Source organism: uncultured Nevskia sp. (genome assembly GCF_903885465.1).
In the GTDB taxonomy this organism is placed as follows: Bacteria; Pseudomonadota; Gammaproteobacteria; order Nevskiales; family Nevskiaceae; genus Nevskia.
The window spans coordinates 1-15,503 of the sequence record NZ_CAISIQ010000568.1; the positions used below are offsets into that span (position 1 = coordinate 1).

Genomic DNA, 15,503 nt, shown 5'->3' on the forward strand with positions numbered 1-15,503 from the left:
CGGCCCGGCCATCCCTGGCCGGGCGCGACGGATTGCAGACGATGACATTTAGTCATCGTCAAAGCGCAATCCGTCGCCTGATCATCAACGCCGACGACTACGGCCTCGACCTGGCGGTGAATGCCGCCGTCGAGCAAGCGCATGTCGACGGCGTGCTGACCACCGCCAGCCTGATGATCGGCGCGCCGGCTGTGGCCGATGCGGTCGAACGTGCGCAGCGATTGCCAAGACTCGGCATCGGCCTGCATCTGGTGCTCGCCGATGGCCCGGCGGTTTCTCCACACGAGACCATCCCCGATCTGGTCGATGCCAGCGGCCGCTTCGGCGATCACATGGCGCGTGATGGCTTCCGCTTCTTCTTTCTGCCGCGCGTTCGCCGGCAGCTAGCCATCGAAATCCGTGGGCAATTCGAAGCATTCCGCTCGACCGGCCTCGCGCTCGACCACGTCAACGCGCACAAGCATTTCCATCTGCATCCGACGGTGCTGAGCCTGATCCTCGACATCGGCCGTGATTACGGCCTGAAAGCCGTGCGTCTGCCGCGCGAGCCCGGCACGGCGCCGTTGCTCGCGCCGTGGCTCGTGCTGACCCGGCAGCGTCTGCGTGCTGCGAACATCCTGCACAACGATGCGATGTTCGGCCTGAGCGCGACGGGCGCGATGGACGAAGCGGCGTTGCTGACGACGATCGAAAAGCTGCCGCCGGGCTTGAGCGAAATCTATCTGCATCCGGCGACTCGTCGAAGCCTGACGCCCACGATGAGCGATTACCGGCACGACGACGAGCTGGCCGCGCTGCTGTCGCCAAAAGTGTGCGACGCAATCACCCAGCGCGGCATCGTCACCGGCCGCTGGGCCGATTTCGTCGAACACCAATGACGAAGTGGCTGCCGGCGCTGTTTGCTCTGTTGGGCCTGGGGCTGCTGATCGGTCTGGTCGCGCATGGCGGCACCACGGAAATTCTCGCGCTGCTGGCGACGGCCGGCTGGGGTCTGCTCTGGCTGATCCCGTTTCACGTGCTACCGATCGCGCTCGATGCCGAAGGCTGGCGGGTGCTGCTGCGCCATCGCGACGTCCACGGCACGGCGCATCTGCCGTTCCTGTGGTGGATCGCCTCGGTGCGTGAAGCCGTGGGGCGGCTGCTGCCGGTCGGTGGTGTCGGTGGCGAAATCGTCGGCATCCGATTGACCTTGTGGCGAGTGCCGGACGGCGCGGCGGTTACTGCCAGCGTCGTCATCGAAACCTTGCTGACCATCGTCAACGTCTATCTGTTCGTCGCCGCCGGGCTTTGTCTGGTGATCACGCTCGATGGCGGCAGCCTCGCCGGTTCGCTGCTCGGCGGACTCGCCGCGACTCTTCCGGTGCCGCTGCTGCTGTACTGGCTGCTGCGCCATGGCGCGGTATTCGCGCGCATCGAGAAGCTAGTGATCGGCATGCTCGGTGAGCAGAGCAAGCTCGCCACACTGTTCGGCAGTGCATCGAAGCTGGACGCCGAACTGCGGCTGATCTTCGAGCGCCGGCGTGATCTGCTGATCAGTCTGCTCTGGCAGCTCGCGGGCATGGTGGTCGGCGCCTTCGAGGTCTGGCTGGCGCTGCGCCTGCTCGGCCACGAGATCTCGCCGCTGGCGGCGATCGCACTCGAAGCGCTGGGTCTGTCGATCCGCCACTTCGCGTTCTTCGTACCGGCCGGGCTGGGCGTGCAGGAAGCGGGCTTCGTGCTGTTCGGCCAGCTGCTGGGCGTGCCGGCCGACGCGGCGATCGCGCTATCGCTGGCGAAGCGCGTGCGCGAACTCGGTTACGGCATTCCAGCACTGCTGTCCTGGCAATGGGCCGAGACCCGCCGCGCCCTTCAGAGATAACCGTTGTCGCGAAACCAGCTCACCGCATCTTCGAGCGCAGCGCGCGCCGGGCGCGGCGCATAGCCGAGTTCGCGTTTCGCCTTCGCGCAGGAGAAATACATGCGCTTTTTCGACATGCGGATTTCCTCGACCGTCGCCACCGGTGCGCGGCCGGTGAAACGCGACAGCGCTTCGGCGAAGTAGGCCACTGGCATCACGGCCGCGTGCGGCAGCTGGATCTTCGGCGCACGGCGGCCAGTGATGTCGGCGATGGTGGCGAGGATTTCGCGCAGGCTCATGTCGTCACCACCAAGTACATAGCGCTCGCCGAGCTTGCCCCTGCGATACGCCAGCAAATGGCCTTCTGCGACGTCGTCGACATGGGCGACGTTCAGGCCGGTATCGACGAAAGCCGGCATGCGGCCAGCAGCGGCATCACGAACCACGCGGCCGGTCGGCGTCGGCTTCACATCGCGCGGGCCGATCGGCGTCGATGGATTGACGATGACCACCGGCGCGCCCTGTGCGGCGAGTTCGCGCACCGCTTCTTCAGCGAGGAACTTGGAGCGCTTGTAGTGGCCGACCATGTCGGCAACCGTCACCGGTGTGCGCTCGTCGCCCGGCGTGCCGTTCTTCGGAATGCCGAGCACGGCAACGCTGGAGGTATAGACGATGCGCGCCACACCGGCGGCATGCGCAGCCGCAACCAGCGCCCGCGAGCCATCGACATTGGCCTGGTACAGCTCATCCGGATTCGGTGCCCACAGCCGGTAGTCGGCCGCGACATGGAACACCGCGTCGCAGCCTTCCACGGCGCGCTGCAGCGACGCGGGATCAGTCAGATCACCGACCACCACCGTGGCATCCAGGCCATCGACGTTGCGGCGATCGGAATTCTTGCGGCTCAGCAGGCGCAGCTCGAAACCTTCGGCGAGCAGGCGGCGGGCAACGGCGGAACCGACGAAGCCGGTGGCGCCGGTGACCAGGGCAATGGGTGGCTTCATCGAGCGGATTCAGTCGCGAAAGCGAAATCGGGAGCGGCGGCACAGACGGCGCGCAGGCTGCGCTCGGCCGCGGCGAAGGAACTGGCGAGACCGGGCAGCTTCATGATCTGCCACGGCGCCTTCAGCAAACCGCCGATCATCGCCGCCGCTTTCGGCCGACCATAGGCATCGACACCGTCGATCACCGCCAGCGGCAGCGTTGCTTCAGCGTCATCGACGATCGCCCGCACGGCGAGGAACGGCAGGCCATGCGCAGCGGCGACATCGGCAATCGCCGAGCTTTCCTGGTCGACGGCAACGGCCTGGCTTTGCGTATGCGCCAGATACTTGATGCCGGCGTTGAGCAGGGTCTGCCGTGTGGTCAGCAGGCGGCCATCGACCAGTGCGATATCGGCCTGCGCGCAGGCAGCCACGAGGCGGGCGCGCCAAGCATGATCGGTATCAACGTAGTGGCCGTCCATGAACATCACCTGGCTGGGCACCACGACATCGCCCGATTCCAGTGCGGCGGCGAGACCGCCAGCGGTGCCGAAGCTGAGCAGCGCCTGACAACCGCGATCGACCAGCACTTCGGCCGCCATCGCCGCGGCCGTTTCGCCGATGCCGGAGACGTGGATCAGCAGACCGGGACGGCCTTCATTGAGCCCGGGCTTCGGCGCGCGCAGGCCCAGCGCTTTCGCTTCCGACAGCAAGGCGACGACGATACCGACCCTGCCCACAAACCCGGCTTGCGGCATCGTCGTCACGCTTCCGGATCAAGCAGTCCGGCGCGCGCGCAACTGGCGGTAACGGGCCAGCGTCCACAGCGGGAAGTAGGCGTCGTAGCCGTAATACTTCATGTAGAAAACGCGCGGGAAGCCCGGCGCGTTGTGGCCCGGGTCATGCCACAGACCATCGTACTGGCCGCCGCTGTGCTGATTAGCGATCAGCCATTCGATGCCGGCCTCGATCGCCGGATGATCGGCGCCATGCACCGCCATCAGCGCGAGCAGCGCCCAGGACGTGCTGTTCGGCGTGCTGATCGCTACACCCTTGCGCGGCATCGTGCCGGTGAGCTTCGGGTCGAGATAGGTGTCGTTGGTCTCGCCCCAGCCGCCATCGGTGTTCTGGCGCGCTTCGAGGTAGGCCACGGCTCTGGCGATGTAAGGCGCATCGGCTTTCTCGCCGACCAGCGCCAGCCCAGCCAGCGCCGACCAGGTGCCGTAGATGTAGTTGGTGCCCCAACGTCCCCACCAGGAGCCGTCCGGCTGCTGGGCTTTCTTCAGGTACTTGATCGCGCGTTCGATCGCCGGGCGATCTTCCGGACGCTTGAGCACACCGAGGAAAGCGAGCACACGGCCGGTGACGTCTTCGGTCGGCGGATCGAGCATCGCCTTGTGATCGGCGAACGGAATCGAGTTGATCCAGTGATGGGTGTTATCGGCATCGTAGGCACCGAAGCCACCGTTCTTCGACTGCAGGCCGAGCAGCCATTCGGCCGCGCGGCTGACCGCTTCCGCATGGCGATTGCCGCCAACCGTGCCTTCGCGGCCGGCCAGGTGCATGACGCCGGCAACCACGGCGGTGTCGTCGAGGTCCGGGTAGTACTCGTTCCAGTACTGGAAGGCCCAGCCACCGGGGCGCAGGGACTTGTCCGGCGCCGACTGAATCCAGTCGCCGACGTGATCGAGGATCTGGCGCGGCTTCATCCAGTCTTCAGCGCGGCGGATCGCGGCCTTGGTCGCGGCGCGGCTGGAGCCGTCCGGCGCATCGGCGTGGATCAACGCCATCATCGCCCAGCCGGTATCCCAGGTCGGCGACAGGCAGGGCTGCACGTAGGCGCTGCCGTCCGGCGTTTCCTGGATGAGTTTCTGGATCGACTTCAGACAGGTGGCACGCAGCGGGTGATCGGCCGGATAGCCGAGCAGGGCCAGCGCTTCATAAGCGTTGACCATCGCCGGGAAGATGCCGTTGATGCCGTCCTCGCCATTGAGGCGGGCGACGAACCAGTTCTCGGCGCGCTTCAGTGCCAGCTTGCGCAGCTTCTTCGGCGCGAAGCGATCCATGGCGCGGCCGAACTTGTCGAGCGCCAGGAAGAACTTGGCGAACGCGGTGTCGTTCGGGAACCACTGCGTTTCCTGCTCCGGCGGGCGCACGAACAATTCGGCGATGTGAATCTCGCGCGGGTTCTTGGCCTTCGCCTTCAAGGTGCAGAGCACGAACAGCGGCACCATGACCGCACGCGCCCAGGTCGCGACCTTATAGATCTCGAACGGGAACCAGCGCGGGAACAGCACGATCTCGACCGGCACATACGGCGCGGCGGCCCACGGCACCTGGCCGAACATCGCCAGCAGGATGCGGGTGAAGACATTGGCCTTTGCGGCACCGCCCATCGCCAGGATCACTTCGCGGGCACGGACCATGTGCGGCGCATCGACGTCGTCACCGGCGCACTTCAGCGCGTAATAGCTCTTGACCGTGCAGGACAGGTCGATCGCGCCCGGCTGGTCGTAATTGCGGTACTGCGGCCAGCCGCCGTGTCCACCTTGAGGGCCGTCGAGCACTTGCTGGGCGCGGATGAACTTGGCGATCTTCGCCTGCAGCGCGTCGTCGATCTCATCCATGAAATGCATCATCAGGATGTATTCGGCAGGAATCGTGCAGTCCGCCTCGAACTCGAAGCACCACTCGCCGTCCGGCTTCTGCAGCTTCAGCAGCGCTTCGCGGCCGATGTCGATCGCCGCATGCAGCCGGCCTTCGGCCTCGGCGATCAGCTCGCTCGGCGAGCGACCAAACAAGGCAACGTTCAGGGCGGCATTCGGTGCATTCATCGGCTTCAAGTCTTCGGTTGCGAACAGTGCTGGGCTCGGGAGCCAGCGCACGCAAGAACCACGCGCAACCGGCAGCTTGGCTAGCGCAAGATCAGGCTTCGAGCGGCGCCTGAGCCGGCGTGGTGACGATCTGCGGCAGGCCGGCGGCAGTGCGTCGGAACAGGAAGCGCAGCCAGGTGTTGCTGCGGATGCCGACGCTGGTCAGCGCCATCGTCCACATCACCGAAGTGCGCGAGATCTTCACCTCGGCCGCACTCGTGTAGCCCGGCGTGGCGACGATCTTGCGCAGGGTCAGCAGCGCCATGCCGATGTTCCACGCGCAGAACTTGCGGATGCCGGTATCGCCGGGGGCAATTGCCAGCGTGAATTCCAGCGCATAGGCGAGCTGGGCATGGGTGACGGCCACCAGTTCATGCAGCGCGCGCTGTACCGCTTCGCCCTGCTTGGCCGGATCGACCTCGATCATGACCACGCCGTGCTGCGCGAATTCATGGCGCGGCATCCAGCTGACCCCGCGGGCGCGGTCTTCCCAGATGTCCTTGAGGATGTTGGTCATCTGCAGGCCCTGACCGAAGGCCACGGCGTAGCGCGACAGGTCGCCGCGGCGCTTGGCGGTATCGGCCGAGAACGCGCAGAACAGGTCGGAAAGCATTTCACCGACGACGCCGGCCACGTAGTAGCAGTAGCGGCCCAGCTCGTTCAGATCGCGCAGGCCATCGGGCCCGGCCTGCTGCTGGAAGCGGTGCATGCCGCGGCACATGATGCGCAGGCAGCGTTCGATCGCGGCACGCGGGCCGGGCTCGAAGCTGTAGGTCATGTTCAGCACGGCCTGCGTGTTCTTGACCAGCTCCATCTCGGTCGCCAGCGTTGCCGACGACAGCTTCGGCAGCAACTCGTCGACGAAGGCCGCCACCGAACCACGGCCGCCGACCAGATCGGCGAACTGCTCGGTCAGCCGCACCTTGTCATCCGGATTCAGCGCCGGCTCGTCCTCGATGGTGTCGGCGATCCGGCACAGCAGATAGGCGTTGGCGACCACGCCACCGAGCGGCTGCGGCAGCTGGGGAATGGTCAAGGCGAAGGTACGGGACACGCCCGGCAGGATGTGCGCCTGGAACGCGGCCGCGATCAGCAGGGCGTCCGTGGTGGATTGCTCGATCGTCATCAAGGATTCGATACGGTTGCCGGCTGGCGGGACGGGATCGCAGGCTTTGAAGTCGGCTGCCAGTACAGATTTCTGGGCCGAATCGAGCGGATCATGTGGTGAGTCACGGCGTGGAACGGCGGATAAAGGACATGCTCGCCAGCGTTTTCAGGCCTGCATTGTATCAATCTTGTCTGTAACGGCGTCGCGACGCTCCAAAACGGAGCGTCCGGGTCACGGTCGAAGATTGTAATCACCCGTAGGTCACAAGACTGTCAACTGGCACGCCCGGCAAGCGGCTGCGGCCATCGAGAAACGCCAGTTCGATCGGGAACGCGCAGGCGGCCAGCACACCACCGAGCCGGGTGACCAGCGAGACCACCGCCGCTGCCGTTCCGCCGGTCGCCAGCACGTCATCGATGATCACGTAACGGCGGCCGGGAACGATGGCATCGGCGTGCACTTCGAGCCGGTCTTCACCGTACTCGAGTTGGTAAGCGACAGACTCGGTCCGACGCGGCAGTTTGCCCGGCTTGCGGACCACAATCAGCGGCAGGCCGATCAAGGTCGCCAGCGGCGCGCCGAAAATGAAACCGCGCGATTCGATCGCGATCAGCGCGTCCGGCCGATGCTCGCCAATTCGGGCCGCAAGTGCGGCGATGCAGGCACGGAAACCGGCGACATCCTCGAGCAGCGGCGTGATGTCCTTGAAGCCGACACCCGGCTTCGGGAAATCCGCGACATCGCGGATCAATGTTCTCAACAATGATTCGATAGCTTCTCGATCAGCCGGCTGGGCGGTGGCAGCAATGGACGTCATGTTCGTTATCGTCTTGTCCGGTTCGGGCCGTTCGGTTCAAACTGCGCGGCCTTAAGGCTTATCGCAATGCAACAGTTTGGCAGCTTCCGCCAGAGCTTTCAGCCCGAAATCCGCCCTGCCATCCTTGCCGCCGTGAGCCGCCTGCCTTGAATTCCGTCGCAGCATTGCCTTCCTTCTCGACACGCATCGCCGCCTATCGCAGCCGCTTCGACCGCGCCCTCGATGCCGCCCTGCCGCCGCTCGGTACCGACCCGGCGCAACTGCATGAAGCGATGCGCTACACCTGCAACGGTGGCAAGCGCCTGCGGGCGCTACTGGTCTACGCCGCTGGCGAAGCGCTGGGCCTGCCGGCCGATCAGCTCGACGCACCGGCCGTTGCCGTCGAACTGATCCACGCCTACTCGCTGGTTCACGATGATCTGCCGGCGATGGACGACGACGACCTGCGCCGTGGCCAGCCCACCGTACACAAGGTCTGGGACGATGCGATGGGCGTGCTGGTCGGCGACGCGCTACAGACGCTGGCCTTCGAGGCGCTGACCCACAGCATTCCGACCGATGGCGAAGCGGCGCGGCGCCTGCTCGGCGTGATCAAGGCACTGGCGCATGCCTCCGGCTCGCTCGGCATGGTCGGCGGCCAGGCGGTTGACATCGAATCCGAAGGCCAGCGCATCCCGCTGGAACGGCTGAAATCGCTGCATGCGCGCAAGACCGGCGCGCTGATCCTGAGCTGCCTGCAAATGCCGCTGGCGCTGGCCGCGCCTTCGACGGACGTGGTCGAGGCGTTGACGAGCTATGGCCGCCAGCTCGGCCTGGCTTACCAGATCCAGGACGACGTGCTCGACATCACCCAGTCCACCGAACAGCTCGGCAAGACCGCCGGCAAGGACGTGGCGCAGGAAAAGTCGACTTATCCGGCGTTGCTCGGTTTCGATGCGGCCAAGGCGCTGGCTGAGCAGACTTTTGCTAATGCGCGAGCGGCGGTTGCGGGACTGGGCGAGAAGGCTGAGGGGCTGCAGTGGTTGGCTTTGGAGATTGAGGGGCGGAATCATTAGTTCTGCCACCAACGGCAGAATTCCTGGCGGCCTTGCCGCATTCGGGGACTTGTGTGAAAAACAATAAAGTGCGTCCACTGCTGTTGCTGTTCTCCGCCTGTCTGCTGTCTGCGCCAGCGTTCGCCGACCCCTGCCTGCAGACCGACAAGAAGGGCGCCGACGGCGATCCGCGCAGTTACGACTACGGCAAGTGCAAGTCCGACAAGCCGAGCGAGACCTATGGGTCGATCGGCGTCATCGGCCAGCAGATGCAGGGCCTGATGGAGCAGCGCCAGGCCAATGACGATGCCGAGCGCGCCGTGCTCCAGCGCAGCAACGCGGCGTTCCTGGCCGAGCGCGCGCAGCTGTACTCGAAAATGAAATACGGCACCGCGATGGAACTGGTCAACGGCCAGGAAACCGTCGTCATCTTCCAGTACAAGGACGCCGAGATTCCAGCCGAACAGCGCGCCGCGATCCGCAGCGAAATCGGTGCAGCGATCGACGCCGGCAAGTTGCTGGAAACCTACGGCACCGTCGACTACAGCAGCGACGCCGCCTGGCCATCACAGCCGGCCAGCGAAAAGTGGAAAGCCTGCGAAGTCGCCACGGTGCTGACCCGCGCCTATACCTTCGGCGATTTCGTCACCGCCGAGCAGAAGAATCCGGCCAAGGGCTTCGCAATCGCCCGGACCGGCAAGGAACGCAACTGCGGCGGCACCGCCTACTGGTTGGGCCGCATCTTCGAACTCGGCGACACGGTGACGCCGGGTGTCGACAAGGTGCTGGACAAGTATCCGCGCACCCGCATCCGAGATGCCTACGAGGTCGCGATCGTCAACGGCATCCTGCCGGCCTACGAGCGCGCCGCCGAGATGAACACCCACCCGCTGCCGCGCTACAAGGACAAGAAGTACTTCGAGCCGACCGAGTTCACACGCTACCAGTACTGGTCCGAGATGCAGGGCGAGCAGTACCAGCTGGCAATCCGCCAATACCTCAAATGCCTGGATTTCGAGCCCGGCAACCTGATCTGCGCGCGCGGCTTGCGTGACCTGTACAGCCTCGACAAGCCGCCGTTCAAGCCGAATGCGGAATTGGCGGCTTACTACAAGGAATACGTCAGCAAGCTAGAACAGCTGATCGCGGCGAGCGATACCGCGAAGTGAAGATCGGCTTTTCCGTCGTTCAGCAAAAAGCTCGACATTTAGTCGGGTCAGCGACGAAAACTCGCCGGCTCTCTCGCCCTGAAGTTGACCCCCGGCCGCTGCGCGGCTTCGAATCCCACCCTCGGCGTTTGCGTCGCACAAATAAAAAAGCCCCATTCAAGGGGCTTTTTTATTTGTGTGGCGGAGAGGGTGGGATTCGAACCCACGGTACCGTGAGGTACGCCTGATTTCGAATCAGGTACGTTCGACCACTCCGCCACCTCTCCGGGGTGCTTCAGCGCCTGTGCGCCGGAGGGTCGATTCCGGGAGCGGGCTTTGTTGCTGCAGCCCGACTATTCTACCAACTCGGCGCGCGCAGCGGAGAAATTTCTGTTGCTGTCGAATGGTCGGGACGGCTGGTGCACAGGCGGGCCGCTTCCAGAGCGACAGGACACCGAGCATCACGCGATCACGACAGCGCCGCCGAGCCACGGATGGTTCGAGAAACGGCGCGACGAGGAAGGAATGACGAGCGGAGCCGTTCGACGATGACCGCGTGGCCGAGCCGGGCGTTTTCGCTGCGGGCGCTGCTGACTGCCGGTCTGCTGTCAGTGCTGATGACTTGTTCGCCGAAACCGGACAGTCTCGAACGGGTGCTCAGCGATGGCCGCCTGAGGGTCGCGACCGTCAACAGTCCCACCACTTGTTACGACGGCCCGGCCGGCCCTACCGGTTACGAGTGCGATCTGCTGCGCGGTTTCGCTGAACATCTCGGCGTGAAGCTGGAATTGACCTATCTGGCCAACAGCGCCCAGATGCTCGACTACGTGGCCGGCGGCCAGGTCGATATCGCCGCCGGCGGCATCAACGTGACGGCGGCGCGCGCCGCGCAGGTGCGCTTCACGCAACCGGTGCAGACCGTACACTTGCAATTGATCTATCGCGCCGATGACCGCAAGCCGCGCGATCCCGGCGATCTCGAAGGTCAGCTGGCAGTGCCGGCCGGTAGCTCGATGGCCGAGCGTCTGACTCAATTGCGCGCCAGCCGTTATCCGAAGTTGCAATGGCTCGAAGTACCGGATGCTGGCGCCAACGATCTGCTGAGCCGGGTTTCCGATGGCGAACTCAGCTACACGGTCGCCAATTCCGATCTGGTGGCGATCAATCGCCGCTATGCACCCAGGCTGCGCGTGGCTTTCGACATCTCCGGCCAGGAAGATCTTGCCTGGGCGCTGCCGATCGGCGGCGATGCCTCGCTGTTCAATGCGGTGCAGGACTATCTCAAACAGTTGCCGGCCAGCGAACTCGCGCGGATTCGCGATCGTCATTTCGGCGAGCTGGAAAGTGACGAATACCTCGGCGTGGTCCGCTTTGTCACCGATGTGAAAGCCTTGCTGCCGAAGTACCAGCAGCACTTCGAAGACGCCGCCGAACGCTACGGCCTCGACTGGCGAACCCTGGCGGCGATCGGCTATCAGGAGTCGAAGTGGAACGAGGATGCCGTCAGTTCCACCGGTGTGCGCGGCCTCATGATGTTGACGCTCGATACCGCCGCCCATCTGAAAGTGAGGGATCGCGAGGATCCCAAGCAGAGCATTCAGGGCGGCGCTCGCTATCTGCAGTTGCTGCAGCGCCAGTTGCCGCAATCGATCGCCGAGCCGGATCGCACCTGGATGGCACTGGCGGCGTACAACCAGGGCATGGGTCATCTGCTCGATGCCCGGATACTGGCGCAGAAGGCCGGCAAGAATCCCGATCGCTGGCCCGATGTACTCGAAGGCCTGCGCCAACTATCGAAGGAAAAGTATTACTCGCAGACCAAGCACGGCTACGCGCGCGGCGGCGAAGCGGTGCGCTTTGTCACCAATGTGCGCAGCTATTACGACGTGCTGATGTGGATGACCGGCAGCCTGAGCATCGCGCCGAGTGCCGAAGCCCAGGCGACAGCGGTCAAATCCGCAATCGATCAACCACCCGACCCTGAGCCAGGTGCTCGCTGACGATTTCGTCGATGTCGGCCTTGTTCTTGTAGCGGTACCAGACGCCTTCCGGGTAGACCACCATCACCGGCCCCAGCTCGCAGCGATCGAGGCAGCCCGCCTGGTTGACCCGAGCGCGGCCGACGCCGGTCAGCGCCGCCTTCTTCACCCGGTTCTTGCAGTAATCGCGCAGCTCGTTGGCGCCGTGGTCTTCGCAGGACTCGCGGCCATCCTTGCGCTGGTTGCAGCAGAAGAAGACGTGATGCTTGAAGTACGAAACGGGGACGATGGGATCACTCATGGCGGGGGCTCATGTCGGGGGCGTACCGAAGGCGTAACCGAGATTGATGGTGGTGATCTGGTCGAGATGCCGAGTCTCGGCCGGCACTTCCGTGTTGTAGCGAATTTCGTGATTGAAGGTCGCGAACAGGTTGCCGACGATGGTCAGCTTCAGCGCCGTGATCGGGTTCACATAAACATTGGTGACGCCGCCTTCCGTTCGCAAGGTCTGGGTGAATTCGGCGTTCGGCGAAATCGTCCAGGTGTACTTGCCGCCGAGCGTGCCGATCGCCGCGGTCTCGTAGATCTCGTCCTGATCGCGGGTGCGATTGGCACCAACACCGATTTCGACATCGAGCTTATGGCTCTTGCCGCGCAGTACATGGCGGCCGTAGCCGACGGTGGCCGAGTAACGCTCGGCGATACCGGCGAAGCGGTCGTTGTCGTAGGCGAGGTTGCCGAACAGGTAGTCGCGAAAACCGAACTGGTAGTCGGTCTTGTTGGCCACCGAATAGCGCTCATCGGTGCTGACCCCATCGCGGCTGCCGCTGAAGGCCAATGCGGTAAGACGATTGCCCCAGTGCTCGGTCCGGTATTCCAGCGCCGAGCGCAGATTGATCGAGCGGGTGCTGGTGTTGCCGCTGGCATTGACCAGGCCGACCGCAAGCTCGCCCAACCACGGGGTCGGCACCGGCGGTGGTGGTGGCGGGGGCGCGGGTTCGGCTGCGGGTTCCGCTGGCGCGGCAAGCTTCGCAACCGGCTCGACCAGCGGCGGAATGCTGCTGCTTCCGTCTTCGGCCGCCAGCTTCGCTGCGTCCTTGGCCGACACCGGCGTCAGTGGCAGGAGCAACATGACGGGCAGCATCGCCAGCAGCGATGAACGAGGAAAATGGAAATCAGGCATCAGACGAAAATCTCGATTGGTAGAGGAAAGGAAGCCCTGCCGGGCGCGCAGCGATTGGCAAATCGGACGCATGCTAGTTTTCGCGCCATGCCGCCGCCCGAATCCCACCCGTTTCCGCTGGCCGCCGCCGATCTCTGCGTGAAGTGCGGCCTGTGTCTGCCGCACTGCCCGACTTATCAGCAGGCTGGCCATGAGGCCGATTCACCGCGCGGGCGGATCATGCTGATGCAGGGCCTCGCGACTGGCCGCATTGTCCCGTCATCGAGCCTTGAGCGCCACCTGGACGGCTGTCTGGGCTGCCGCGCCTGCGAACGAGTCTGCCCGGCTTCGGTGCCTTATGGCGAGCTGATCGACGCCGGTCGCGCCCAGCTGGCGGCCACGCGGCCCGAACGTCTTCGGCTTACGCGTGTGCTCAGCGGCGTGCTGAGTCGACGCTCATCGCGCCGTCTGCTCGCGACGCTGCTGTGGCTGTATGCGGCCAGCGGCGTGCAAGGTTTCCTGCGCCGCTTTCATCTGCTCGGCCATGGCCAACTCGCGCGACTGGAATCGACGATGCCGCGCATCGAGCGCTTGCGCGCGCCGCGAGCACCGACAGTGGCCAGGCCGCGTGGCAAGGTCGGCGTGTTCGTCGGCTGCATCGGCGACATCGCCGAGCGCGCCGTGGCCGACGATCTTGCGCAACTGCTCGCCGACTGCGGCTACGCGACCGATTTTGTGGCCGCCCAGACCTGCTGCGGCGCCATCGACCAGCATGCCGGCCGGCCGGCAACGGCGGCGCAACTGGCGGTGCGCAACATCACCGCTTTCGGCAAGTGCGATGAGCCGATCCTGCCGCTGGCTACCGGTTGCGCCGCAACCCTGCTCGACTATCCGCGCCTCGCAGCGGATGGCGGCAAGGCATTCGCGAAACGGCTGCGCGATCCGGTCGCCTTCCTGCTCGAGCACGGCGAGCCACTGCGCTTCAAGCCAACGCCCTTGAAGGTCGCGATCCACGAGCCCTGCACGCAGCGCAACGTGATTCGCCGAGGCGACGCGTTGCGCAGCTTGCTGGCGCGCATTCCGGAACTGGAGATCGTCGAGCTCGATGCCACGTCTGCCTGCTGCGGCGCTGCCGGCAGCCATTTCATCAGCCATCCCGAACAAGCCGACGCGCTGCTGGCGCCAAAGCTGGCAGCGGCGGAGCGACTGCAGCCGGATGTGATCGTCAGCAGCAACATCGGCTGCTCACTGCATCTCGCGGCAGGCTTGCGCCGCGCCGGAGCCGAGGGCCAATCCGGAGCAACTAGCCCGGAACTGCTGCACCCGCTGCGTCTGCTGGCACGATGCCGGGCTTGAGTTCGGGCAGCTGCTCGGCATTCGGCGCCGGCTTGCCCGCTTCGGCCGGGTGCGCCAGGCCGGGATCGATCGCCGACAGCCGTGCCTCGACTCTCAGCAATACGCGCTCGGCCAACTCGTCCTGAATGTAGCGACGCAGGCGCGCTTCTTCCGCTTCCTTGGCGAGAATCTGCTGGGCACTGAAACTGTAATCGCGCGATACCGTCTGCATCTCGGGCGCGATCAATATTTCCGCCTTGCCATCGACGACCTTGCGCATCTCGAAGGTCACGCGAGTCAGCAGGCGGTACTCGATCGCGCGGCCATCGTTGTCGATCGACAGCACTTCCTGGGCTTCGCGCAGATCACTGAGCCGAAGTACCGTCTCCGCTTCGTCAGCCTTCGACTTGACCACACCGCCGCCACGCGCGATGCGCGCCTTGAGCGCTTCCTCAACCGGCGGCGTGGTGACGCGGTAAGGATCGACCAGTTCGACAAAGACCGACTGCAGCGACGGCGGCATCGGTCGGCTGCCGACGGGATGGAAGCCGCAGCCCGCCAGCAGAACCGCGCCTGCCAGTCCGAGGATCGCTTTGTGAAGAACGTTCATGGACGACATCACACCACGAAGTTGACGAGCTTGCCGGGGACAACGACCTGCTTCCTGATCGTGGCGCCGACCAGGAACCGCTGCACCTGCTCATCGGCCAGCGCCACGGCGATGATCGCGTCCTGGCTGCTGCCGGCCGGCACGCTGATCTGGCCGCGCAGCTTGCCGTTGACCTGCACCACCAGCTTGATCTGATCGGACAGTCGCGCCTCGGCTTCCGGCTCCGGCCATTCGGCGTCGATCACCGGCGTGGCGTGGCCGAGCGCCGTCCACAGCGCGTGCGAGAAGTGCGGCACGATCGGCGACAGCACGCGGCTCAGCGCGTCGAGCGCTTCGTTCAACACCGCGCGGCCCTGCGGGCTGCGATCGTCGAACTTCGCCAGCGCGTTGACCAGTTCCATGCAGGCGGCCACAGCCGTATTGAAGTTGTAGCGGCGGCCGAAGTCGTCGCTGATCTTGGCAAGCTGATCGTGCAGCTTGCGGCGCAGATCCTTCTGGACCTCGTTGAGCGCGGCGCGAGCGAGTGCGTCCACCGCGCCGAGCGCGACGTGATCGGACACCAGCTTCCAGACCCGCTTCAGGAAGCGCGCGGCACCATCGATGCCGGCATCGCTCCA

15 protein-coding genes and 1 tRNA gene are annotated in these 15,503 nt (G+C 65.1%); 6 read left to right on the forward strand and 10 right to left on the reverse strand.

From position 1 onward, the window contains the following. Nucleotides 1–41 precede the first annotated feature (41 nt). The gene (gene hpnK / locus QZY06_RS22005; protein ID WP_367275718.1) at nucleotides 42–878 is read left to right on the forward strand and encodes a hopanoid biosynthesis-associated protein HpnK; all 837 of its coding nucleotides are present in this window, start codon (nucleotides 42–44) and stop codon (nucleotides 876–878) included. Next, nucleotides 875–1,858, forward strand: coding sequence for a lysylphosphatidylglycerol synthase domain-containing protein (locus QZY06_RS22010; protein ID WP_295688377.1), 984 nt, complete (start codon nucleotides 875–877; stop codon nucleotides 1,856–1,858). Before hpnK ends, QZY06_RS22010 begins: the two co-directional genes overlap by 4 nt. Here QZY06_RS22010 and hpnA read toward each other — a convergent pair. The 5 genes from hpnA to QZY06_RS22035 all read right to left on the reverse strand — a co-directional run bounded on the left by hpnA (nucleotide 1,849) and on the right by QZY06_RS22035 (nucleotide 7,618). Further along, on the reverse strand, nucleotides 1,849–2,841 hold the full coding sequence (gene hpnA, locus QZY06_RS22015) for a hopanoid-associated sugar epimerase (protein WP_295688380.1): 993 nt from the start codon (nucleotides 2,839–2,841) through the stop codon (nucleotides 1,849–1,851). The genes QZY06_RS22010 and hpnA overlap by 10 nt on opposite strands. Continuing rightward, nucleotides 2,838–3,578, reverse strand: coding sequence for a hypothetical protein (locus QZY06_RS22020; RefSeq protein ID WP_295688407.1), 741 nt, complete (start codon nucleotides 3,576–3,578; stop codon nucleotides 2,838–2,840). Before QZY06_RS22020 ends, hpnA begins: the two co-directional genes overlap by 4 nt. A gap of 18 nt (nucleotides 3,579–3,596) precedes the next feature. After that, on the reverse strand, nucleotides 3,597–5,654 hold the full coding sequence (gene shc, locus QZY06_RS22025) for a squalene--hopene cyclase (protein ID WP_295688383.1): 2,058 nt from the start codon (nucleotides 5,652–5,654) through the stop codon (nucleotides 3,597–3,599). 91 nt (nucleotides 5,655–5,745) lie between these two features. Then, nucleotides 5,746–6,819, reverse strand: coding sequence for a phytoene/squalene synthase family protein (locus QZY06_RS22030; RefSeq protein WP_295688385.1), 1,074 nt, complete (start codon nucleotides 6,817–6,819; stop codon nucleotides 5,746–5,748). 232 nt (nucleotides 6,820–7,051) lie between these two features. After that, nucleotides 7,052–7,618, reverse strand: a complete 567-nt coding sequence (locus tag QZY06_RS22035; protein WP_295688387.1) for an adenine phosphoribosyltransferase — start codon at nucleotides 7,616–7,618, stop codon at nucleotides 7,052–7,054. Nucleotides 7,619–7,764: 146 nt separating this feature from the next. Here QZY06_RS22035 and QZY06_RS22040 point away from each other — a divergent pair, with 146 nt between their 5' ends. Together QZY06_RS22040 and QZY06_RS22045 are read left to right on the forward strand one after the other, a co-directional pair. Beyond that, nucleotides 7,765–8,673, forward strand: a complete 909-nt coding sequence (locus tag QZY06_RS22040) for a polyprenyl synthetase family protein (RefSeq protein WP_295688389.1) — start codon at nucleotides 7,765–7,767, stop codon at nucleotides 8,671–8,673. 53 nt (nucleotides 8,674–8,726) lie between these two features. Beyond that, on the forward strand, nucleotides 8,727–9,821 hold the full coding sequence (locus tag QZY06_RS22045; RefSeq protein WP_295688391.1) for a hypothetical protein: 1,095 nt from the start codon (nucleotides 8,727–8,729) through the stop codon (nucleotides 9,819–9,821). 178 nt (nucleotides 9,822–9,999) lie between these two features. On the opposite strand, the gene QZY06_RS22050 is transcribed toward QZY06_RS22045, so the two are convergent. Then, nucleotides 10,000–10,087 (reverse strand) — tRNA-Ser (locus QZY06_RS22050). 261 nt (nucleotides 10,088–10,348) lie between these two features. Between QZY06_RS22050 and mltF the strand changes: the two genes are divergently transcribed. Beyond that, nucleotides 10,349–11,800, forward strand: coding sequence for a membrane-bound lytic murein transglycosylase MltF (gene mltF, locus QZY06_RS22055; RefSeq protein ID WP_295688394.1), 1,452 nt, complete (start codon nucleotides 10,349–10,351; stop codon nucleotides 11,798–11,800). Here mltF and QZY06_RS22060 read toward each other — a convergent pair. Beyond that, nucleotides 11,751–12,080, reverse strand: a complete 330-nt coding sequence (locus tag QZY06_RS22060) for a ferredoxin (RefSeq protein ID WP_295688396.1) — start codon at nucleotides 12,078–12,080, stop codon at nucleotides 11,751–11,753. The genes mltF and QZY06_RS22060 overlap by 50 nt on opposite strands. A gap of 9 nt (nucleotides 12,081–12,089) precedes the next feature. Then, entirely contained in the window at nucleotides 12,090–12,911 is an 822-nt protein-coding gene (locus QZY06_RS22065) for a YdiY family protein (RefSeq protein WP_295688398.1), read from the reverse strand. Between the two features lie 138 nt (nucleotides 12,912–13,049). Here QZY06_RS22065 and QZY06_RS22070 point away from each other — a divergent pair, with 138 nt between their 5' ends. Continuing rightward, nucleotides 13,050–14,297, forward strand: a complete 1,248-nt coding sequence (locus QZY06_RS22070; protein ID WP_295688400.1) for a (Fe-S)-binding protein — start codon at nucleotides 13,050–13,052, stop codon at nucleotides 14,295–14,297. Here the strand turns inward: QZY06_RS22070 and lptE are convergent. After that, nucleotides 14,245–14,886 (reverse strand): LPS assembly lipoprotein LptE, encoded by a 642-nt coding sequence (gene lptE, locus QZY06_RS22075; RefSeq protein WP_295688401.1) that lies wholly within the window; start codon nucleotides 14,884–14,886, stop codon nucleotides 14,245–14,247. The two genes, QZY06_RS22070 and lptE, sit on opposite strands and share 53 nt — an antisense overlap. A gap of 8 nt (nucleotides 14,887–14,894) precedes the next feature. After that, on the reverse strand, nucleotides 14,895–15,503 hold a 609-nt coding region (locus tag QZY06_RS22080), incomplete at its 5' end, for a class I tRNA ligase family protein (protein WP_295688404.1).

What these genes read in the sequence shown, in the direction of transcription:
- hpnK (WP_367275718.1), top strand. Translation starts at nt 42, where the DNA reads ATGACATTTAGTCATCGTCAAAGCGCAATCCGTCGCCTGATCATCAAC.
- QZY06_RS22010 (WP_295688377.1), top strand. Translation starts at nt 875, where the DNA reads ATGACGAAGTGGCTGCCGGCGCTGTTTGCTCTGTTGGGCCTGGGGCTG.
- hpnA (WP_295688380.1), bottom strand. Translation starts at nt 2,841, where the DNA reads ATGAAGCCACCCATTGCCCTGGTCACCGGCGCCACCGGCTTCGTCGGT.
- QZY06_RS22020 (WP_295688407.1), bottom strand. Translation starts at nt 3,578, where the DNA reads ATGCCGCAAGCCGGGTTTGTGGGCAGGGTCGGTATCGTCGTCGCCTTG.
- shc (WP_295688383.1), bottom strand. Translation starts at nt 5,654, where the DNA reads ATGAATGCACCGAATGCCGCCCTGAACGTTGCCTTGTTTGGTCGCTCG.
- QZY06_RS22030 (WP_295688385.1), bottom strand. Translation starts at nt 6,819, where the DNA reads ATGACGATCGAGCAATCCACCACGGACGCCCTGCTGATCGCGGCCGCG.
- QZY06_RS22035 (WP_295688387.1), bottom strand. Translation starts at nt 7,618, where the DNA reads ATGACGTCCATTGCTGCCACCGCCCAGCCGGCTGATCGAGAAGCTATC.
- mltF (WP_295688394.1), top strand. Translation starts at nt 10,349, where the DNA reads ATGACCGCGTGGCCGAGCCGGGCGTTTTCGCTGCGGGCGCTGCTGACT.
- QZY06_RS22060 (WP_295688396.1), bottom strand. Translation starts at nt 12,080, where the DNA reads ATGAGTGATCCCATCGTCCCCGTTTCGTACTTCAAGCATCACGTCTTC.
- QZY06_RS22065 (WP_295688398.1), bottom strand. Translation starts at nt 12,911, where the DNA reads ATGTTGCTCCTGCCACTGACGCCGGTGTCGGCCAAGGACGCAGCGAAG.
- QZY06_RS22070 (WP_295688400.1), top strand. Translation starts at nt 13,050, where the DNA reads ATGCCGCCGCCCGAATCCCACCCGTTTCCGCTGGCCGCCGCCGATCTC.
- lptE (WP_295688401.1), bottom strand. Translation starts at nt 14,886, where the DNA reads ATGAACGTTCTTCACAAAGCGATCCTCGGACTGGCAGGCGCGGTTCTG.